Here is a 21,705-nt window from a genome sequence, read left to right as displayed (position 1 = left end):
GCACCCTTAGCAGGGTGCCGCTTTCATCTATCCTGAACCTGAAGACCGGTTTTCCAGCTAAAGAAGCTTACCGTGTCGATTAATTTTGAATCGGCCTCGGCATAGGTTGCAGCACTGTGTCCTCCCTGACGGTAAGCCAACACCAGCACATTTCGCGGCGTGCTTATCGCCTCTAAACGGGCTGCGAATTTTGCTGTTTGCCATGGGGAAACGCGCTGGTCATTCAGGCCCACGGTCAACAGAACGGGAGGATACAGTTTTTGAGGCACCAGATGCCGGTATGCATCTATTTTCACTAAGGTGCGCCTGCCAGACGGCGTCAGCGGCGATCCCAGTTCTTCATAGTTCATCACGCCTATCGGAATTTTATCCAGTCGGCTGGTATTCAGCATCCCTGCGTCTATGGCCACAGCGGCAAACAGTTCCGGGCGCTGAGTCATCGCCATACCCACGATAATTCCCCCTGCGCTCTCGCCACCGATCGCCAGCTTTGACGGTGAGGTGTAGCTATTGTCGATAAGATATTCAGCGCAACGAATAAAATCGGTAATGGAATTTTCTTTCTTATCCGCTCTTCCTTCTTCATGCCATGCGGGTCCTAGTTCGCCGCCTCCGCGTACATGCGCGATAGCGAGAATACCGCCTTGTTCAAGCCAGAGCAGGCGCGACAGATCGAATGACGGAAACGTACTTACGCCATACGCGCCATAAGCCGTCAGCCAGGTGGGAGACGTACCCGCGCGTACAATCCCTTTACGATAAATGAGCGTAAGCGGGACGCGAACATTCTCTGCTGTGGTCACCCATTTTTCTTCCACCACATAGTCTGTCAGGGGCTGGCTTATCGGCGGAATTAGCTCAGTGTTGCGGATAATGTTATCCCCTGGTTGATAATGATAAATCACAGGGGGCTTGAGCCAGCCCTGGCGGGTGAAGAGAATATCTTTGCTATCACTGCTGGCAAATATCGCACTCACGTCTTCATCTGATGGAACCGGAATTGTCTGGGATTTACTGATATCAGCAAACGGAATACGCATGAATTTACTGCTGCCGGCGTCATGGTACGCCACATAAAGTGAATTCCGGCTAATGCTTAGCTGCGTTAGCTCCCCATTTGACCAACTCATCACGGGCGCTCTGGTGGATGTGGGGGCGGCCAGATCGATTCGTGAAATATCATAGCCGGATGAGGCGTTATAACTCGCCAGATAAATCCATCTCCCGGAATAAACAAAGGCAGAGACATTTTCATCGGGATCAACAATCCTGGTCCAGTTGAGCGTGCCGTTGCCATCTGCGTCTTTTTTAGCGGAAAAAAGAGAACTGCCATAGCCGCTAATGGATTTTGATACGTTAACAATCAGATAGTCAGAATCAGGTGAGGCGTAAAGATTAACGTTTTCGCAGGATTGCTGTGCGAGTTCTGGAATGGTGCGCCAGTCAAACGTTATAACATCGTTGTTGCTTTCTATATGATGGAGATAGACCTTGCCGCAGGTCTGCCGTCCTGAATCCTGAGTTGTGGTGTTCAGACTGTAATAAAAGGACTGATTATCTGCGGCCCAAACAACATTGGGGTAGCGAACGGCGGGGATGCGAGTGTCTAATACCACGTTATCAGCCACTCTGAACACCGTGATATCTGTGCTTTCCGTTCCATTTCGTGAGCGCCCAACTGCCACGAAGCGACCATCATGTGAAGGAATGAAAAAGTTAATCCCATAACCCACAGGCGGATCGATGAGCACCCGCTCAGGCTTCCCTGTTTCTTTAACAAACAGCCGCAGGTAGGGGTGTTCGGCCGATGAGCGGAGATAAAAACGATTGTCTCCCGCATCATAAATATCTGAAATAGTGGGGGCCGTATTCACTAACTCGCTCAACCTTTTCGCCAGCACGTTTCGCCAGGGAAGGGCGTGGAGCATGTTAACCGTCTGGTTTGAACGTTGATTTAACCAGCGTGCGGTCTGTTGGGGATGAGTTTCCATCCATTGATAAGGATCCATGTAATCCTCATATGGCTTTTCGTTCGCATGAACAAAAAAGAGACCGCTGAACAACGTGAGAGTAGCAATAATTACCTGCTTACTGATGCGTTTTAGTCTTTTTATCAGGCAATCTTTCATGTCGAGCTGGATCCATGCTGTTCTGTCAGTGGCATTAGTCGAATCACGCGTTCAGCGGATGCGATAGTTGATTGCCTGTGAGCGATGATAATTCGCGTGATGTTTAACTTTTTGATGGCTGCATTGACATAGCCCTCACTCTCCTCGTCCAGCGCGCTGGTCGCTTCATCCATAAATAAAATTCCGGGTTTACGATATAGCGCGCGCGCAATGAAGAGTCGTTGCTTTTGTCCGCCCGATAATCCTTCACCGAGTTCGCCAATTAAGGTCTCGTATCCCATAGGCATTTTAACAATCACGTCATGGATATAACTGGCGCGAGCACAGACTTCCATCCAGTCCTTATCGGCTTTGTCATCGAATCCACAAATATTTTCCCTGATTGATCCAGAGAACAACTTATCATCCTGCATAACGCAGCCGATGATTTTACGATAGTTGTTTAAACCCAGCTGTTGAATGTCATTTCCGTCGATGGTGACTGAGCCCGAACGGGGTTCAAATAACCCGCAAAGTACTCTCATAAGCGTGGTTTTCCCAGCCCCTGATGGTCCTGTAATCGCCACGCTTTCGCCAGCTGAAACCTGAAATGAAAGATCGCGAAACACATCGGCGGAATGGTCGTCATAGCGATAGCTCAGCGCGCAGGTTTCCAGCGTAACAGGTTGCATGGTATTTATGATTTCCCTGTCAGGCTTTTTCATTTCTCTTACGTTAAGCGCAATATCGGAGACACGTTCGTTGTGCAGATGCATCATGCGCAACTTCATCAAAAAATGGGTAAGTGACCAGATTCTGTCGGCGAATTGTTCCCTGAACACGCCAAAAGCGATGAACATCCCAATCGTCATCGCGTTTTCTATGATGAGTCTTGAACCCAGCCATAGCATTGTTATTTGTTCGCAGGCGATAATAAAAGCGTTTACGCCACCAAAAAGCAGATCCATTTTGGTGATTTTTATCTCTGTATTGATCGTATCAATTTCCAGATTTAGCCAGTGAGTGCCGCGTCGTTCACTCAAACCCTGCATTTTGACGGTTGCGATACCGTATAACGTTTCCATGAAATAAGAGCGGGTGCGGGCATCTCTGATGAGAGTTTCTTCCGATAATTCGCGATAGGTACTGTAGGTCAAGAGTCTGGTTAGAACATACAGCGCAGTAAAGCCGATAACCACGCCAGTCAGCCAGCCGCCATAAAGTATCATCATCACGATGACACCTATCATCATGGTTCCGTCGATAAGTGCCCCAACGATGCTGCTGGTAAAGGTTTCCCGAAGCGTGTTCAGTGACCCAAAACGCGACTGAATATCGCCCAGCTTTCGCCGTTCAAAATAGCTCAGCGGCAGGCGTATGAGATGGGTAAAAAGCCCGGACTGCCACTGTACATTGATAAGCGTCGTCATCATCAATGAGGACCATGAACGCAGGGCGCTCAACGCCACGCGCAGTAAAGTAAAGAGAAACAGGCCGATACAAATCACCGTTAACAAGCCCATATCTGCAGCGGGAATAGCATGATCCAGCGCGAGTTGAGTGCCGATCGGTATAAGCAGGTTGATGGTTTCAATAATGAGCGAATAGAAAAAGATTTTACCTAACATACCCTTAAGGCCGTGCACCTTTGTGGCCAGTGACCTGAGGCTGAACTGGTTGCTTGTGGGCTGTGCGGCAAAGGTACTTTCGGGCCATAGCTCGAGGGCTATGCCGGTGAAGTATTGCGACATCTCCTCAAGACTCACTTTTCTTCGGCCACGGGCGGGGTCGTGGAGAATGACCCGATTCTGCTTCACGCTGACGAGAACCACAAAATGGTTAAAATCCCAGTGCAGGATGCACGGGGTCTTAAGCGCGCTGAGTTCATTCAGATCGAGGGATAAACTGCGTGTTCCTAGCCCAAGTTGTTCAGCGATTTGCGTCATGCCTGCCAGCGTGGTGCCGCGTGCCGACAGGTTAAATTGTTGACGCAAGGCGATGAGGTTGCTCTGTTTGCCATAGTGGCTACAGATCATCGCGAGGCAGGCCAGGCCGCACTCTGACGATTCCGTCTGATGGACCAGCGGAACCCGGGAGCGCAACTGGAGATCCAGCTGTTCGATGAGTGCTTTAAGAGAGCGTTTACTCATTTACCGGGCCCCCGGCGCTATTTTTCATATCGTAGAAGGGGGAAAGCATCCACTGGTAGATCTTCCTTTTTTCCAGAAATAAGGTGCTTTGAGCCTGCATACCGTTGCCTAAACTCAGACGTTTGCCCGCATAGACAATATTTTGTCTGTCAGGCCTGATAATAATTTTGTAGTAGGGGGCAGCCCCGGGTGAGGTCGCTTTAAGTGCTCCCTGGTAGGTTTGCATCTCCTGAGGAGAGGCAGGGGAGCGTGATATAACCGAAATGGTGCCGCCAAACATGCCAAATTTTTGTGCAGGAAACGCCTCATAGCGGATGTTTACCCGGTCGCCAGGAGAAAGATAGGGGACGGCCTCATTAGGCACCCAGGTGACAAGAGAAAAGTGATCGATAGTCAGAGGGATAATTTGCAGGAGGCTGTCGCCAGGTTTGATCATCTGACCAACCGTAACGCTCAAGGAGTCTACCCGCCCTTCAGCCATTGCCCGGATAATAATTGCGCCCCCGGCATCAATATTCAGACGCTCTTTTTGCAGTTCGTAGCGCTGAAGCTCCATCTGATGGATCTGATTATCGAATTCTGCAGCCTGAGTTTGAATCTGACTTTCGAGAGTGGTCACCTGCAATGCGTTCTGATCGCTTTGAGCAGACAAATTAAGCATATTATTTTGTCGCTCGTAATATAAGGCTATCTGGTTTATCAGCTGATCCTGCGTAATAAGACCACGCGCTTGATAATGCCGATAGTTTTCCATGTTCGTTTTCATGACGCGAATGCCTTCCTGGGCTTGTGCGATAATGTCTGAGGAACGTTTGAGGGCTGCGCTATATTGCTCTTTTTGTTTTTTTAGCATGTCCAGGGTATTTCTCTTATTCTCCAGGAGAAGAGCCGTGATTTGAGCAATACGCGTAAGTTGGTTATCAACATCCCTTCGCTGATTATCGCTCACAACACCGCTACGCGTGCTTTTACTGACATCTATCATGTAGATGGCATCGCCTGTTTTGAGCAGTTGGCCTTCAGTGACAAACTGTTTAACCACAACGCCCTGGACACTGGCATATACATTTGATGAGCGAGGATAAGTGGATATCTCACCCATCACGGTGATCCTTCTTGTGTAGCTGAACGTCAAAATAAAAGCGATAAAGGCAATAATAAAAAAAGCAGATAATCCAGCAACAAGCCAAATCGGAACGCCAGGCAGCAATAAGGCCTTTCCCTGCCATCGCATTTTTTTGTGTTCAACCGCTTGTTGGCGATACACGCACGCTATTCCTTTTGTAAAGCGAGTCTATGAGATTTAGCCTGATTCCAGGCGACAATTTTAGCTGAATGGCGCCTGGTTATTCCGCCTGTTCCAGAACGTTCACATACTGTCCTGGTCATTAGCTTTCTGTCAGTAATGCTGAACCCGCAAAGATTCAGCCATCTTTGCCGTTGCGTCCGTCATGTCCACCAGGGCCACCTTTGCCTCCTTTACCCCCTTTCCCGCCGGGACCACCGTTACCGCCATCTCCTCCGTTACCCCCGCGCCCGCCATTGCCGCCGTTGCCGCCATTCCCTGAACCACAGTTGCCACCGTTTCCTCCACGGCCTCCGTTCCCACCGGCGCCCCCGTTGCCGCCGTTACCGCCGTCACATTGTGATCCTCCGGAAATAAGCTGCATCTCAGAATTCAGTAGTTCTCGCATTTTCATCTCCTGATGAAATAAGGCCATCCTTTACGATGGCCCACAATGACAATATATAGTGAGCCGTCGTATTTGCTTTTATGGTTGATTAACGGCGACCGCCATTATTACCACCGCCGCAGTTTCCGCCATTACCGCCGTTGCCGCCATTACCTCCGCGACCGCCATTACCGCCATTGCCACCGTTACAGGTTCCGCCATTACCACCACTGTTGCCGTTGCCATTGCCACTATGATTACCGTTCCCGTTACCAGCACCAATTCCGCCAGCGACACTGCTCATTTCATTTTGATTTAATTCACGCATTATACTTTCCTTAGTTGTATCGATTTAAAGTAAAACAGCGCAAACATCATGGCCCTAAATGAGTAAAAAAGGAAATGGCTTATTTTATCTTTATCTATTTTTCATTGCCGCAGTTTTGATCTGACGCGCGTTTTTATAGCGAAATTCTGTTATGTAAGGGCATTGAATGCGAGCGATATTCAAATAATTAAGGAAGATTTTAATAGCTATTACATATGGTAGGGTGAGGACTGCCCCCCTTAACATCTTTACCTGACAGGCGTAAGGTTATATTGCTGGGTGAGTTTTTTGTGGGGGGGGAGGCGGGAGGTCCGTTTAATAGGGAGGGTTATATAATTAAATTGCGTTTGAATAAATTAAAAGTGTAATAATCCGGGAGAGAAAAAACCAAAGCTTTATTGCCGCTCCACGATCATCGTGCAGATGCTCTCGCCAGTACGTTGCCAGGCCAGCGTAAAACTGACCCCCTGATGATAACGACCTGCCGGATGTGCGAGCGTCAGGGTTAGGGTTCTTTCATCCAGGGCAGTAGCCCGCGCGCAATCAAATCCCATGTACTCTTTTACCTCGGGAAACTGGGCTTTAAAGAGGCTCTCTTTAGCACTGAACGCCAGCGTCAATGCCAGCGCGAAAGGGTAGCCCGTACCCGACAGGCTCGCTTCTTCCTGCGCATTGACGATGCCCTCTTTTATCGCAACTGCTTCATTCCAGGAGAGAATCGTTTCGCAGTCGATGCCGATAAGCGCATGTTGGTCGCGGACGACAACCGCCATCGCCTGCGTGCCGCTGTGGGTGATGCTCCCCGAAACCCCTTCCGGCCAGAGCGGTTCGCCGCTGGGGCCGATGCCGGGAATCGCGCGTTCATGTATCGCACCGAGCGCATGCGCGGCGGCGATGCGTCCGGCAAGATGCTCGGCTTTGCGTTTGCGCCCGGCGTTTGAAAGCTCAGCGTGGTGGGGGAGCCAAAGGAGATCGGTGTCGGTGAAGGTGGTTGGGTCGAAGGTGACGCGATGGACGGTGTGGCCGGCGAGAATGAACGTGCTGTGGGTGGTGTGCATGTTTTTCCTCTATCAGCAAATAGTGCGGCCTGATGCCCTCACCCCGGCCCTCTCCCACGGGGAGAGGGGGAGTTACTGCCTGTATCAGAAACGCGTATTCACGCTCATGTACCAGGTGCGACCCGGTTCATTATACGTATACGCACCCGCACCGTACATATACGCACCGGTGGTGGTGTTTCCGGTTGTCTGGGCATTACCCGCGCGCCACTGGCGTTTGTCGAAGACGTTATCCACGCCGCCGGTCAGGCTGACGTTTTTGGTCATGTCCCAGGTCGCGCTCAGGCCAACGATGCTGTACGGGCTAACCTCATCTTTCTCAGACCCGGTCACAGGCTGACCTTTGTAGTTGTACTTCTTCGGCTGCTGCTTGCCGTACCAGGTAAAGGTCGACTGGAGCGACACGTCCTGATGTACCTGCCAGCTCAGTGTCGAGTTCAGCGTGTACTCCGGAATGATCGACAGACGGTCGCCGGTCTCCTTGTTCTTGCTCTGCAGCATGTAGGTGATGTTGTTGGTCCAGTTAATCGTGTCGCTGACCGGCACGTTCAGGGAGCCTTCCAGCCCTTCGACCACCGCTTTCGGCACGTTTTCCCACTGGTAGATATCCGTCTGAACTTTACCGGAAGAGGTGTGACCGATCGGCGCGTAGCCCGCTTCAATCTTGTCGCGATAGTCGTTGCGGAACCAGGTCACGCCCGCCAGCCAGCCGTCGCGTTTCCACTCCAGACCAATCTCTTTGTTGATGCTGGTTTCCGCTTTCAGGTCGTCGTTGCCCATCATGTAGCAGCCCACGCCGTCACCGCTGGCGTAGCAGCCCTGGCCTTTGCTGTACAGCAGGTAGTTCGGGTTGGTCTGGTACAGGCTCGGCGCTTTATAGGCGCGCGCGATCCCCATCTTCAGCGTGAAGTCATCCCCCAGACCTTGCGACAGGTTCAGGGACGGGCTCCAGTTGTTGCCGACGATGGTGTGGTGGTCGAAGCGCAGCGCCGGGGTCAGCATGGTGCTGTCGGTCAGCTCCATGTTGTTTTCCGCGAACAGGGAGAAGATCTCCGCTGAGGTGTACGGGCTGCGATCGTTACTCATGCCCGGAATGGTGCCGCCCTGCTGGGTTTGCGTAAAGGAGGTTGAGTCCTTCATGCGCTGCTGGTTCCACTCGGTTCCCAGGGTCAGGTTCTGGTTGACGAGGAAATCAATCGGCAGGTTGATTTCGCTGTGCAGCATCACGTCGACCAGGTCGGTGTCGGTGAATTTGTTGCTGTTGAACAGGCCTTCCAGCCCGCCCGCCAGCCCTTCGCCCAGGCGCGAGTTGCGGGTGTGTTCGTACTGCGCCCAGCTGCTGGTGGTGATGCCGTTATCCCAGCCGCCGTTCCAGGTGACCGCGAAGTTCTGACGATAAATACGGTTAGTTTCTTTGCCGTAGTTTTTCTTCACCAGCCCGCTGGAGCTGTTATCGTTGTTGGTGTTCTGGGTATCGCCCGCGTAGAGGTTGTTCTGACGGCTGTAGCCTGCTTCGAACTCCAGGGACTGCATTGGCGCAAAGTCCCAGCGCACCACGCCGTTGATATCTTTATTCTCCACACCCTCACGGCCCGCCGGCAGCGTGTCGGCGTAGGCACCGGTACGGTCAGACTGGTGACCCTGGTTAATGTCCCACGCGTCGGCCTGGGTTTTGTCCAGGTTACCGAACATGCGGAAGCTGAAGTCGCCGCCCAGCGGCCCGCTCAGGCTGAAGTTGGTGCGTTTGGTGGAACCTTCGTCCTTGTGTTCTGGCGCGTTCAGGTAGGTGTTCCAGGAGCCATGCCACTGGTCGTCGAATTTTTTGGTGATGATGTTTACCACGCCGCCTGCCGCACCGTTGCCATAGCGCGCGGCGGCCGGGCCGCGGATAACCTCGATGCGTTCGATCATCTCTGGCGGCACCCAGCCGGTATCACCGCGGGTGTCGCGCTCGCCGCGCCAGCCCAGACGGATGGAGTTACGGCTGGTCACCGGCTTGCCGTCGATCAGGATCAGCGTGTTTTCCGGGCCCATGCCGCGAATGTCAATCTGACGGTTGTTGCCGCGCTGGCCGCTGGTGGAGTTTCCGGTCAGGTTAACGCCCGGCATGGTGCGGATGATTTCAGCCACGTCCCGCGCGGGCGGGTTTTTACGGATCTCATCGGCGGTGATGGTTGACACGCCCGGCGCCTGTAAATTCTGTTCGGCGGCGGTGATCACCATCGTATCTTCGTGCTGCGCAGAGGCGGTCTTGTCGTCTGCCATGGCGGGCAGCGCAACACCATAAATCCCTAAATTGACCAGCAAGGCCAGAGAGTGAATCTTCTTATTCATTGTACGTCCCGCTTTTATGGTTATTTAATGAGCGCGCTTCCCACAGCGCGGGCATTACGCTATTGCAAATGCAAATAGTTATCAATAATATTATCAATAAAATTTGTCCTGAAGCAAAAAAGTCTGTTAAACATGAGGTTATAAGGGTGACGGCGTTAACAACCGGAAGTGAAGCCTGGTGGCAGTCGAAAAACGGGCCAGAATGGGAACGTCTGAGGGCGAGCTATCGCGTCACCTTCTGGTGGCGAGACCCGGCAGGAACGCAGAAAACGTCAGCAGTTAAACGCGTCTGGCTCTACATCACCGGCGTGACCGATCACCATCAACTTGCCCGCCCGCAGTCCCTCGAACGCATCCCGGATACCGACGTCTGGCAGTGGCAGGGCGAGTTCAGCCCCGAGTGGCGCGGGAGCTACTGTTTTATCCCTTCTGTGAATGAAAATGATTTTGCCGATACCGTGTTTGAAGGCGCACGGCCGGACCGCATGGCGCTGCGCGAAGGCTGGCGCAAGCTGCTGCCGCACGCGGTGTCCGACCCGCTGAATCCGCAGAGCTGGCGCGGCGGGCGCGGTCATGCCGTCTCGGCGCTTGAGATGCCGGACGCGCCCGTTCAGCCCGGCTGGGATCGTCCCGATACGCCGTATCAGCCGCCTGTCTGCATTGAGTGGAACAGCGCGCGTTTGAACAACCGCCGCCGCGTGTGGATTTTTGCCACCGGGGATGACGGCCCCGAGCGCCCGCTGGCGGTGCTGCTCGACGGGCAGTTCTGGGCCGAAAGCATGCCGGTCTGGCCCACGCTGGCCTCGCTCACCTCCGAGCGCAAACTGCCGTCTGCGGTCTACGTCTTAATTGATGCGATCGACACGGAACACCGCAGCCGGGAACTGCCCTGTAATCCCGATTTCTGGCTGGCGGTGCAGGAAGAACTTCTCCCTCTCGTACAAAATCTCGCGCCATTTAGCGACCGCGCCGACCGTACCGTGGTGGCGGGCCAGAGCTTTGGCGGACTCTCTTCGCTTTATGCTGGCCTCAACTGGCCGCAGCGTTTTGGCTGCGTGCTGAGCCAGTCCGGCTCGTACTGGTGGCCGCACCGCGGCGGGCAGCAGGACGGGTGCCTCATTGAACAGCTCAGAGCGGGTGAGCTAGCCGCGAGCGGGCTACGTATCGTCCTTGAGGCCGGGCGCAACGAGCCGCTGATTTTCAATGCCAATCAGGCGATTTACGCCGAACTACGCGCGCAGCAGCAGGTTTACTGGCGTCAGGTTGACGGCGGACACGACGCGCTTTGCTGGCGCGGTGGGCTGACGCAGGGGCTGATGACCCTCTGGCAGCCGCTCATTCAATAACGGAGTCTGTATGGAATTCAGCAATCCTTTCGATAATCCGCAGGGACAGTTCGCCATTTTGCAAAACGACCAGGGGCAGTACAGCCTGTGGCCGCAGCAGTGCGAACTGCCTGCGGGGTGGCGCGTGGTGTGCGAAGCGCAGTCTCAGGAGGCGTGCCAGCAGTGGCTGGCTGGGCACTGGCGCACGCTTGAACCGTCCAATTTTGCGGAGGGGAGCGCATGAACCGTCTTCCTCTCGTCGCCGCCCAGCCGGGTATCTGGATGGCGGAACAGCTGTCCTCCCTGCCAAACGCCTGGAGCGTGGCGCACTACACCGAACTGAAAGGCGATATCGACGCGCCATTGCTGGCAAAAGCCATCGCTGAAGGCATGACGCAGGCCGATACCCTGCGGATGCGTTTTGCCGAGGAGAACGGCGAGGTGTGGCAGTGGGTGGATGCGTCCATGATGCTGCCGGAGCCGTCCATCGTTCGCGTCGATTCCCATGCGGCTGCCGCGGCGCTGATGGAGGCCGATCTCAATCAAAACCTGCGCGTTGACAGCGGTCAGCCTCTGGCGTTTCACCAGCTGATTCAGGTGGGGGAAAACCACTGGTACTGGTATCAGCGCTATCACCATCTTGTGGTGGATGGCTTCAGCTTCCCGGCCATTACCCGCCAGATCGCCACTATTTACGCCGCATGGAAAAAGGGTGAACCGACGCCCGCCTCCCCGTTTACGCCGTTTGCCGAGGTGGTGGAAGAGTATCAGCGCTATCGCGACAGCGAGGCTTACGCGCGCGACGGTGCCTTCTGGGCGGAGCAGCTCAGGCAGCTTCCTTCTCCGGTGTCGCTTTCTGCTGCTCCTTTACCGGGCCGCGCGGCGACAACCGATATCCTGCGCCTGAAAATTGCCGCCGACGGCCGCGCCTTTAGCCAGCTTGCACAGGCGGCAGGGCAGGCGCAGCGTACCGATCTGGCCCTTGCGCTGGTGGCGCTGTGGCTGGGCCGCCTGACCGGGCGGCTCGACTACGCCGCCGGGTTTATCTTTATGCGCCGCATGGGCTCCGCCGCGCTGACCGCGACCGGGCCGGTGCTCAACGTCCTGCCGCTGGCGGTGAATATCAACCCGCAGGAGAGCCTGCCGGAGCTGGCGCTGCGCCTGGCGAACCAGCTGAAAAAGATGCGCCGTCACCAGCGCTACGACGCCGAGCAGATCGTGCGCGACGGCGGGCGTGCCGCAGGCGACGAAGCGCTGTTTGGCCCGGTGCTGAACGTCAAGGTGTTCGATTATCAGCTGGATATCGATGGCGTGGTGGCCATCACCCACACGCTGGCAACCGGCCCGGTTAACGATCTCGAGCTGGCGCTGTTCCCGGACGAGCAGGGCGGCTTGAGCATTGAGATCCTCGCCAATAAACAGCGTTACGATGAGGCGACGCTTTCCCGTCACGTCGCGCGTCTGAACGCGATGCTGATGCAGTTTGCGGCCAACCCTGACCTGCGCTGTGGCGAAGTGGAAACCGTTTCAGAGCAGGAATACCAGCAGCTGGCGCGCATCAACGATACCAGGCTGGCGCTGCCGTCCACAACGCTGGCGGATCTGGTGGCGGAGCAGGCGAGCAAAACGCCGGACGCCCCCGCGCTGGCGGACGCGCATATTGAGCTCAGCTATCGTCAGATGCGCGAGCAGGTGGTCGCGCTGGCAAACCTGCTGCGCGAGCGCGGCGTGAAGCCGGGCGACAGCGTGGCGGTGGCACTCCCGCGCTCGGTGTTCCTGACGCTGGCGCTGCACGGCATCGTTGAGGCCGGTGCCGCGTGGCTGCCGCTCGACACCGGCTACCCGGATGACCGTCTGCGGATGATGCTGGAAGATGCCAAACCTTCGTTGCTCATTACCACCGACGAGCAGCTCCCGCGCTTTAGCGATCTGCCGATTACGGCATTTAGTTACAACACACTGTTACCGGCTGCGGATGCGGAACCGCTGCACCTGGCGAAGCCGGAGCAGACGGCATACATCATCTTTACCTCCGGTTCGACGGGCCGCCCGAAAGGGGTCATGGTCGGCCATACCGCTATCGTTAACCGCCTGAAGTGGATGCAGGACCATTACCCGCTGGACGCGACGGACGTGGTGGCGCAGAAAACGCCGTGCAGCTTTGACGTGTCGGTGTGGGAGTTCTGGTGGCCGTTTATCGCCGGAGCGAAGCTGGTGATGTCCGAGCCGGACGCGCACCGCGATCCGCAGGCGATGCAGAGCTTCTTTGCCCAGTACGGCGTGACCACTACCCACTTCGTGCCGTCGATGCTGGCGGCCTTTGTCGCCTCGCTGACGCCGGAAAATGCGGCGTGCTGCAAAACCCTTAAGCAGGTGTTCTGCAGCGGCGAAGCGCTGCCGACCGAGCTGTGCCGCGAGTGGGAGCAGCTCACCCGTGCGCCGCTGCATAACCTCTATGGCCCAACCGAAGCGGCGGTGGACGTGAGCTGGTATCCGGCGTTTGGTCCCGAGCTGGCGGCCGTGGAAGGCAACAGCGTGCCGATCGGCTTCCCGGTGTGGAACACGGGGCTGCGCATTCTGGACGCGATGATGCGCCCGGTGCCGTTCGGCGTGGCGGGGGATCTGTATCTCACCGGCATTCAGCTGGCGCAGGGGTATTTGGGCCGTCCGGACCTCACCGCCAGCCGCTTTATTGCCGACCCGTTTGCCCCCGGCGAGCGGATGTACCGCACCGGCGACGTTGCCCGCTGGCTGGACAACGGGGCGGTGGAATATCTCGGCCGCAGCGACGATCAGCTAAAAATTCGCGGCCAGCGCATCGAGCTGGGTGAAATCGACCGGGCGATGCTGTCGCTGCCGGACGTGGCTCAGGCCGTGGCGCACGCCTGCGTGTTCAACCAGGCGGCGGCCACCGGCGGCGATGCCCGCCAGCTGGTGGGATACATGGTCTCTGAATCCGGCTTACCGCTGGATCGCGACGCGCTGCTGGAGTCGCTCAAAGCGCAGCTGCCGCCGCACATGGTGCCGGTGGTGCTGCTGCAAATCAGCGCGCTGCCGCTCAGCGCGAACGGCAAGCTCGACCGCAAGGCGCTGCCGCTGCCGGAGCTGACCAGCAAAACATCCGGCCGCGCGCCGGAGACGGAAACCGAAGCCGCCGTCGCGCAGGCGTTTTCCGCCCTACTGGGCTGCGAGGTGAACGACGTTGAGGCCGACTTCTTTGCCCTCGGCGGACATTCACTGCTGGCGATGCGCCTGGCGGCACAGCTTAGCCGCGCGTTCGAGCGCAAGGTTACGCCGGGGCAGATTATGGTCGCCTCGACGGTGAGCAAGCTCAGCGCGCTGCTGGACTCGCAGATGAGCGACGAGCAGGCGCAGCGGCTGGGGTATGAAACACTTCTTCCGCTGAGGGAAGGCGACGGCCCGACGCTGTTCTGCTTCCATCCGGCGTCCGGCTTTGCCTGGCAGTTTAGCGTGCTGGCGCGCTATCTCAGCCCGCGCTGGTCGATCACCGGCATTCAGTCGCCGCGCCCGGACGGCCCGATGCAGCAGCGTGCGGATCTGGATGGAGTCATTGAGCACCACCTGGCTACGCTGCGTCAGCAGCAGCCGCAGGGGCCGTATTATCTGTTCGGCTATTCCCTCGGCGGTACGCTGGCGCAGGGAATTACCGCCCGTCTGCGCGAGCTGGATGAAGAGGTGGCCTTCCTCGGCCTGCTGGATACCTGGCCGCCGGAAACCCAGAACTGGGCGGAGAAAGAGGCCAACGGCCTCGACCCGGAAGTGCTGGCGGAAATCGAGCGCGAGCGTCAGGCGTTTATCGCCGCTCAGCAGGGGCAGGGCTCAAGCGAGCTGTTTAACGCTATCGAGGGCAACTACGCCGACGCGGTGCGGCTGCTCACCACGGCGCACAGCGCGCGGTTTGACGGCAAAGCGACGCTGTTTGTCGCCGAGCGCACGCGAACGATGGATCCGCAGGTTGCGTGGGCGCCGTGGGTGGCGGAGCTTGAGGTGTACAGCCAGGACTGCGCCCACGTGGATATCATTTCACCGCAGGCGTTTGAGAAGATTGGGCCGGTGTTGAGGGAGATATTGGGGTAACGTCAAAAGCGCCGGGCGGCGGCTACGCCTTACCCGGCCTACGGATCCGTGGTTGATGTTTGTTGGGTTTGCTCCCTCTCCCTGTGGGAGAGGGCTGGGGTGAGGGCATCAGACCGCACGTTTGCCCAACGGCACAACCAGCGGCGTACCCGCCACCGGATCGTCAATAATCATGCAGCGCATGCCGTAGATCCGCTCGATCAGCTCCGGCGTCACAATCTCTTTCGGCGCGCCCTGCGCCACGATCTCACCGTCTCGCAAGGCAATCAGGTGCGTAGCGTAGCGGCACGCCTGGTTTAAATCGTGCAGCACCGCCGCCAGGGTATACCCCTGCGTGCGGTTCAGCTCGCTCAGCAGCTCCAGCAGATCAATCTGATGGCTGATGTCGAGCCAGGTCGTCGGCTCGTCCAGCAGCATGATGGAGGTCTCCTGCGCCAGCACCATCGCGATCCACGCGCGCTGACGCTGTCCGCCGGAGAGGGTGTCCACGCTCTGCTGGGCCAGATCGGTAATCCCCGTTGCTACCATCGCGCGGCTGACCGCCTCGTCGTCCTCTTTGCGCCAGCGGGTAAACAGCGGCTGGTGCGGATAGCGCCCGCGCGAGACCAGCTCCTGCACCGTGATGTCTCCAGGCGTGGTGGCGTTTTGCGCCAGTAGCCCAATGCGCCTCGCCACCTCTTTGCTGGCAAAGCGCTGGATCTGCTCCCCGTCGAGGAACACGCTGCCCTCAGATGGCGTCATCAGGCGGCTCAGCGTGCGCAGCAGGGTCGATTTGCCGCAGCCGTTCGGCCCGATGATTGCCGTAAAATGGCCGTCCGGAATGGCGACGGATAAGTCACGGGCAATGATTTTTTTGCCGTAGCCGAGAGTGAGGTTTTCGCCGCGCAAGCGGGTTGTAGAATCTGTCATTTCCTGCGTGACTCCTGAACGAGCAAGACGATGAGGTAAATCCCGCCGAGGCTGACGGTCACCACGCCCACCGGCAGTTGATAAGGCATAAACAGCCGCTGGGCGCAGAGATCGGCGGCCAGCAGCAGCAGCGCGCCGCACAGCGCCGCCTGGGTTAAGCCCCAGCGCGCCGTCCCGCTGAGGCGGCGGGCGATGTGCGGTGCCACGAGGGCGATAAACGAGATCGGCCCGGCAATCGCGGTAGAGGCGGCGGTCAGCAGTACGGCGACCAGCATCAGCATCAGGCGCGAGTGCTCGACGCCCACGCCCAGCGCGCAGGCGCTGTCGTCGCCCATCTCCAGCAGACGCATACGCCGCACCAGCAGCAGCGCGCCGATAAACATCAGCAAAATCAGCGGCGCGGCGGGCCAGGTTTTGCCCCACGTCAGGCCGTTGAGGGAACCGGCGTACCACAGCCCGGCAGAGAGCGCGGTTTCCAGCGAGGCCTGCAGTAAAAGCCAGGTGTTAAAGGCCATCAGCATGGCGCGGATGCCGATCCCGATGATGATCAGGCGGAAGGTGTCGATGCCGTTGCGCCAGGCCAGCGCCCAGATAAGCAGGGAGGTGAGAATGCCGCCCGCCATCGCCGTAAAGGTAATCGCCGTCAGGTGCTGGCCGAACAGTACCATCGCCACCAGCACGCCGCTCCAGGCCCCGGTGTTGAGGCCCATCACGTCCGGGCTGCCGAGCGGGTTACGCATCAGCGACTGGAATATCGCACCGCTCACCCCGAGCGCCGCGCCGACCAGAATCGCCATCGCCACGCGCGGCAGTCGCCACTCCGTCACCACCATGGTGATGTTGCGCGGCGCGCTGCCGAGCAGGGCGTTAAACACCTGCGCAAGATCGAGCGTCACCGCGCCGCTGCGCAGGCTCCAGACCGCCAGCAGCAGAATGGCGATAAGCAGCAGCGAGACGCTGGTGAGTAAACGACGGGATGGGGCCATCATGCGCCACCTCCACGTTTACGACGAACCAGGAAGATCAGCACCGGCGCGCCGATAAAGGCGCTGACCACCGAGACGCGCAGCTCGCCGGGCACCAGCAGGCGGCCCAGCACGTCGGCAAACAGCAGCAGGGCAGGGGTGGCCAGCAGCGTCACCGGCAGCGACCAGCGGTGATCCGCCCCCACCAGCCAGCGCGCCATGTGCGGCATCATCAGGCCAATAAAGGCGATCGGGCCGACCACCGCGGTCGCGCTACCGCACAGTACGGTGATGGCGAGCAGACCAATCAGCTGCGTGCGCGCTACCCTATTGCCGAGGGCGGTCGCGGTGTCGCTGCCGAGGCTCAGGCTGTTGAGCGCCCGGCTTAAAAACAGCGCCACGGCGGCGGCGATAATGACCGGGATCGCCACCACTTTTAGGGTTTCAAGGGTGCGGATATCCAGCGAACCGGCCTGCCAGAAGCGCAGCTGGTCGTAAACGTCCGGGTTGAGCAGGGCGATGCCGTTGGATAGGCCCTCCAGCACCGCCGCGAGCGCCACGCCCGCAAGCGTTAAACGTACCGGACTCAGCTGCCCGCCGCCCTGGCTGCCGGTAAACGCGACCACCAGCGAGGCGGCCAGCGCGCCGCAGAAGGCCATGACCAGCTGCTCGGAGGGCGAGGTCAACCCGAAAAGCGCCGCGCCGAGCACGATGGCAAAGCTGGCGCCGGAGTTAACGCCGAGAATGCCGGGGTCTGCCAGCGGGTTACGGGTAAGGGTTTGCATCAGGGCACCGGCAAGGCCGAGCGCGCCACCCGCCAGCAGTCCGGCAAGCGTGCGGGGCAGTCGGGCGTCGAGCACGATAATACAGTCGGCGCTCTGGCAGGTGCCGGAGAGCGCATCAACGATAACGGACGCGGGCAGCGGCTTCGCGCCGACCAGCAGGCTGAGTGCTACCGCAAGGCTCAGGAGCAGCAGTAAAACGGGCACGGCAACGGCGCGCACCGCAGAAGAGGAAAACGACATAGCAACATCCATGATTTGATAATGATAGTGATTATCGTTATCTATCTTATTTGGCTATGTTAGCATGTGCGCCCATGGAAAGGGTAGAAATAGACTCAAGGCTTTGTCATGAATCAAAAATCCTGGCTGCTTAACCTCAGCCTGCTGAAAACGCACCCGGCGTATCGCGCCGTTTTTATCGCTCGCTTTATCTCCATTTTGTCCCTCGGCCTGCTCGGCGTGGCCGTGCCGGTACAGATCCAGACCATGACGCACTCCAGCTGGCTGGTGGGGTTATCCGTCACCTTAACCGGCGGGGCGATGTTCATCGGCCTGATGGTGGGCGGCGTGCTGGCGGACCGCTACGAGCGTAAGAAGCTGATCCTGCTGGCGCGCGGCACATGCGGCGTGGGCTTTATCGGGCTGTGTCTGAACGCGATGCTGCCGGAGCCGTCGCTGATCGCGATTTATGCCCTGGGGCTGTGGGACGGCTTTTTTGCCTCGCTGGGCGTGACGGCGCTGCTGGCGGCAACGCCCGCGCTGGTCGGGCGCGAGAACCTGATGCAGGCGGGAGCGATCACCATGCTCACCGTGCGCCTCGGCTCGGTGATTTCGCCGATGGTGGGCGGCCTGCTGCTGGCGACCGGCAACGTGGCGTGGAACTACGGCCTGGCGGCGGCGGGGACCTTCATTACCACCCTGACGCTGCTGCGCCTGCCGCTGCTGCCTCCTCCGCCGCAGCCGCGCGAGCATCCGCTGAAATCGCTGATGGCCGCGATTCGTTTCCTGTTCAACAACTCGCTGATTGGCGGCATTGCGCTGCTCGGCGGCCTGCTGACGATGGCGAGCGCCGTGCGCGTGCTGTACCCGGCGCTGGCGGGAGAGTGGCAGATGAGCGCCTCGGAGATTGGCATTCTCTACGCCGCCATTCCGCTCGGCGCGGCGTGCGGGGCGCTGACCAGCGGGAACCTGGCGCAGAGCGCGCGTCCGGGGCTGATTATGCTGCTTGCCACGCTGGCGTCGTTTATCGCCATCGGCTTCTTCAGCCTGATGCCGGTGTGGGCGCTGGGCGTGTTGTGCCTGGTGATCTTCGGCTGGCTGAGCGCCATCAGCTCGCTGCTGCAGTACACCCTGATCCAGACCCAGACGCCGGAAGGCATGCTCGGGCGCATTAACGGCCTGTGGACGGCGCAAAACGTCACGGGGGATGCGATTGGCGCAGCGATCCTCGGCGGGCTGGGAGCGATGATGACTCCGGTGGCCTCGGCGAGCAGCAGCGGGTTTGCGTTAGCGATGGTTGGCGTGATTTTGTTAGTGGCGTTGGTGGAATTGCGGCGGTTCAGGCAGGAGAGTGTGTTGAACGACGGTGCGGCCTGATGCCCTCACCCCGGCCCTCTCCCACGGGGAGAGGGAGGGAAAATGCCTACTTAAACAACGCATTCAATCTGTTTAATACCAACATCGCGCTGTAATAATCGAGGCGGAACGTCTCCGTTCCCAATGCCCAAACCCGTTTGTTTTTCACCGACGGCAAATGCGCCAGCAGCGGGTTGGCGTAAATCGCATCCACGTCTTTCTGGTCGCCGGCAAACACAAACAGCCCTTCGCCGTTCAGCCCCGTCGCCAGGTTTTCCCCTCCCAGCTGAATAATGTCGTGGCGTTTGCCCTGGCTTTTGGAGGTCTGCAGCCCGGCGGGCAGCTCCGCCAGCGTAAAGCCCAGCTGGTGCAGCAGCTTGCCCTGCGCGGATTCAGCGGTCCACAGGTTGGCGCTGTGCGCGGCGGCGGTGTAGACGATGGCGTTCACCGGCTGCGGCGGCAGCTTCATCTGCTGTTTTACCTGCGCGAGCTGTTTATCAAACGCGGCAATGCGCTCTGCAGCCTGTTTTTCCTGTCCGGTGATGCTGCCCAGCTGGGTCAGCAGCGCCTGCCAGCTCTTGTCGTCGTAGTTGATGATAAGCGTTGGGGCGATGGCGGAGAGCTGATCGTACAGCGCCAGCGCGGAATCCCCGCCGGTGGCGCCGATCAAAATCAGATCCGGCATCTGGGCCGCTACCGCTTCGGCGCTCGGCTCGCCGATGTACAGCCGCGCAACCTTGCGCTGTTTTGCGATATCTCCCCACTGACGCAGGAAACCCTGCCCATCCGCCACGCGGTTGTTCGGCGTGGTCGCGCCGCTGGCAATGACCGGGGCGTCAATCGCCAGCAGGGAGCCGGTTAAGGTCACGCTGGTGGAGACAATGCGCGTCGGTTTGCTCTCAAGCGTGTGAACGCCGCGGCTGTCGGTCACCTGACGCGGCCAGTCGGCGGCAGCGGCTGAGGCAAGTCCTAAAACAAAAAGTCCAGGTAAAAGCAGGGTATTACGGAATAGAGCAGGGAATTTCACAGCGCGACATCCTGTTTTTTTTGAAGATAATGCTTCTCATTTTCATGGCTACCGCGAAGGGATGCAAGCTTTTGTCGCACAAGTTGTTTGCCCGACGGTTGACAGCGAAGCGATGTGGGATTAGGTTAGCCGACGAAAATATAAATGATAATCATTATTGCTTCTTTTATCATTTTGAGGAGGATGATATGGATACGTCCCTGGCTGAGGAAGTTCAGCACACCGCAACCACGCTCGAATCAGACCGCTTTTTCTTTATGTCGCCCTACCGCAGCTTTACCACGTCCGGCTGCTTTGCCCGCTTCAGTGAGTCCGCCGTTGGCGGCGACGATCCGGCGGGGCACTTCCAGCAAAAATTAGCCCAGGCCTTCCGGAATGCGAAAGCCAGCGGTATCGCTCATCCGGTGATGGTAGGGGCTATCCCGTTCGATACCCGCAAGCCGTCGTCGCTGTTTATTCCCGAACGCTGGCAGACGTTTTCTCGCCCGGCGCGTCAGCAGTCTTCACGCTATTTCTCCGGTGCGCAGTCACTGAATATCGAAAAACGTACCGAGATTCCGCCGCAGCCGGTGTTCGAAGAGATGGTCGCGCGCGCCGCGTCGCTGACCGCCACGCCGCAGGTCAACAAGGTCGTGCTGTCGCGCCTGATTGATATCGCGACCGACACAAACATGGATAGCGGTGCGCTGATGGAGCGCCTGATCGCCCAGAACCCGGCGAGCTTTAACTTCCACGTGCCGCTGGAAGACGGCGGCGTGCTGCTGGGCGCAAGCCCGGAACTGCTGCTGCGCAAAGAGGGCGCGCACTTTAGCTCGCTGCCGCTGGCAGGCTCGGCGCGTCGTCAGCCGGACGACGTGCTGGATCGCGAAGCGGGCAATAAGCTGCTGGCCTCCGAAAAAGACCGTCACGAGCACGACCTGGTGACCCAGGCGATGAAGGCCATTCTGGCACCGCGCAGCCACCGTCTCAGCATGCCGGATTCTCCTCAGCTGATTACCACGCCGACGCTGTGGCATCTGGCAACGCCGGTAGAAGGCGAGGCGCGTGAAAATGAAAACGCCCTGACGCTGGCCTGCCTGCTGCACCCGACGCCGGCGCTGAGCGGTTTCCCGCACCAGGCGGCGAAAGAACTGATCGCCGAGCTGGAGCCGTTCGACCGCGAGCTGTTCGGCGGCATCGTCGGCTGGTGCGACAGCGAAGGCAACGGCGAGTGGGTGGTGACCATCCGCTGCGCGCGTCTGCATAAAAATACCGTTCGCCTGTTTGCCGGTGCGGGCATTGTGCCCGCCTCCTCGCCGGTGGGCGAGTGGCGCGAAACGGGCGTGAAGCTCTCCACCATGCTCAACGTGTTTGGTTTGCACTAAGGAAGA

Annotated in this window: 16 protein-coding genes; 5 read left to right on the top strand and 11 right to left on the bottom strand. The window is 58.4% G+C overall.

Features of this window, described 5'->3' with window-relative positions:
• Positions 1–23: 23 nt before the first annotated feature.
• The 7 genes from KIF87_RS10940 to KIF87_RS10910 form a co-directional block, all read right to left on the bottom strand.
• Positions 24–2,129, bottom strand: coding sequence for a prolyl oligopeptidase family serine peptidase (locus KIF87_RS10940; RefSeq protein ID WP_213328741.1), 2,106 nt, complete (start codon positions 2,127–2,129; stop codon positions 24–26).
• Positions 2,126–4,258 (bottom strand): peptidase domain-containing ABC transporter, encoded by a 2,133-nt coding sequence (locus KIF87_RS10935; protein WP_213328740.1) that lies wholly within the window; start codon positions 4,256–4,258, stop codon positions 2,126–2,128. The genes KIF87_RS10940 and KIF87_RS10935 overlap by 4 nt, the downstream gene beginning before the upstream one ends.
• Positions 4,251–5,525, bottom strand: a complete 1,275-nt coding sequence (locus KIF87_RS10930) for an HlyD family secretion protein (RefSeq protein ID WP_213328739.1) — start codon at positions 5,523–5,525, stop codon at positions 4,251–4,253. Before KIF87_RS10930 ends, KIF87_RS10935 begins: the two co-directional genes overlap by 8 nt.
• A gap of 132 nt (positions 5,526–5,657) precedes the next feature.
• Complete coding sequence (locus tag KIF87_RS10925) at positions 5,658–5,900, bottom strand: hypothetical protein (protein WP_213328738.1); 243 nt, start codon at positions 5,898–5,900, stop codon at positions 5,658–5,660.
• A 140-nt stretch (positions 5,901–6,040) separates the two neighbouring features.
• Complete coding sequence (locus KIF87_RS10920) at positions 6,041–6,259, bottom strand: hypothetical protein (protein ID WP_045909632.1); 219 nt, start codon at positions 6,257–6,259, stop codon at positions 6,041–6,043.
• Between the two features lie 395 nt (positions 6,260–6,654).
• Positions 6,655–7,317 carry an enterobactin synthase subunit EntD gene (entD, locus tag KIF87_RS10915; protein WP_213328737.1) on the bottom strand — a complete coding sequence of 221 codons (663 nt, stop codon included), beginning with the start codon at positions 7,315–7,317 and terminating at the stop codon, positions 6,655–6,657.
• Between the two features lie 84 nt (positions 7,318–7,401).
• Entirely contained in the window at positions 7,402–9,651 is a 2,250-nt protein-coding gene (locus KIF87_RS10910) for a TonB-dependent siderophore receptor (RefSeq protein ID WP_213328736.1), read from the bottom strand.
• Positions 9,652–9,797: 146 nt separating this feature from the next.
• Between KIF87_RS10910 and fes the strand changes: the two genes are divergently transcribed.
• Genes fes through entF form a run of 3 tightly spaced genes read left to right on the top strand, consistent with a single transcriptional unit; the run spans position 9,798 to position 15,074 of the window.
• Positions 9,798–10,997, top strand: coding sequence for an enterochelin esterase (gene fes, locus KIF87_RS10905; protein WP_213328735.1), 1,200 nt, complete (start codon positions 9,798–9,800; stop codon positions 10,995–10,997).
• A 10-nt stretch (positions 10,998–11,007) separates the two neighbouring features.
• Entirely contained in the window at positions 11,008–11,220 is a 213-nt protein-coding gene (locus KIF87_RS10900) for an MbtH family protein (protein WP_213328734.1), read from the top strand.
• Positions 11,217–15,074, top strand: coding sequence for an enterobactin non-ribosomal peptide synthetase EntF (gene entF / locus KIF87_RS10895; protein WP_213328733.1), 3,858 nt, complete (start codon positions 11,217–11,219; stop codon positions 15,072–15,074). The genes KIF87_RS10900 and entF overlap by 4 nt, the downstream gene beginning before the upstream one ends.
• Before the next feature lie 108 nt (positions 15,075–15,182).
• Here entF and fepC read toward each other — a convergent pair whose 3' ends face one another.
• From fepC to fepD, 3 genes are read right to left on the bottom strand one after another with little or no spacing between them, the layout of a single operon-like run.
• Positions 15,183–15,983 carry an iron-enterobactin ABC transporter ATP-binding protein gene (gene fepC, locus KIF87_RS10890; protein ID WP_213328732.1) on the bottom strand — a complete coding sequence of 267 codons (801 nt, stop codon included), beginning with the start codon at positions 15,981–15,983 and terminating at the stop codon, positions 15,183–15,185.
• Positions 15,980–16,969 carry an iron-enterobactin ABC transporter permease gene (fepG, locus tag KIF87_RS10885; protein ID WP_213328830.1) on the bottom strand — a complete coding sequence of 330 codons (990 nt, stop codon included), beginning with the start codon at positions 16,967–16,969 and terminating at the stop codon, positions 15,980–15,982. Before fepG ends, fepC begins: the two co-directional genes overlap by 4 nt.
• Entirely contained in the window at positions 16,969–17,973 is a 1,005-nt protein-coding gene (gene fepD / locus KIF87_RS10880) for a Fe(3+)-siderophore ABC transporter permease (protein WP_213328731.1), read from the bottom strand. The genes fepG and fepD overlap by 1 nt, the downstream gene beginning before the upstream one ends.
• Positions 17,974–18,081: 108 nt before the next feature.
• Between fepD and entS the strand changes: the two genes are divergently transcribed.
• A complete protein-coding gene (gene entS / locus KIF87_RS10875; protein ID WP_213328730.1) occupies positions 18,082–19,329 on the top strand; it encodes an enterobactin transporter EntS in 1,248 nt (415 codons plus the stop codon).
• Between the two features lie 46 nt (positions 19,330–19,375).
• Here entS and fepB read toward each other — a convergent pair whose 3' ends face one another.
• A complete protein-coding gene (fepB, locus tag KIF87_RS10870) occupies positions 19,376–20,335 on the bottom strand; it encodes a Fe2+-enterobactin ABC transporter substrate-binding protein (protein ID WP_213328729.1) in 960 nt (319 codons plus the stop codon).
• A 188-nt stretch (positions 20,336–20,523) separates the two neighbouring features.
• On the opposite strand from fepB, the gene entC reads away from it, so the two are divergent.
• On the top strand, positions 20,524–21,699 hold the full coding sequence (entC, locus tag KIF87_RS10865) for an isochorismate synthase EntC (protein WP_213328728.1): 1,176 nt from the start codon (positions 20,524–20,526) through the stop codon (positions 21,697–21,699).
• Positions 21,700–21,705: the final 6 nt, after the last annotated feature.

This window comes from Enterobacter sp. 120016, assembly GCF_018383635.1.
GTDB lineage: Bacteria > Pseudomonadota > Gammaproteobacteria > Enterobacterales > Enterobacteriaceae > Enterobacter > Enterobacter asburiae_D.
This window is presented reverse-complemented; position numbering and strand designations above follow the sequence as displayed.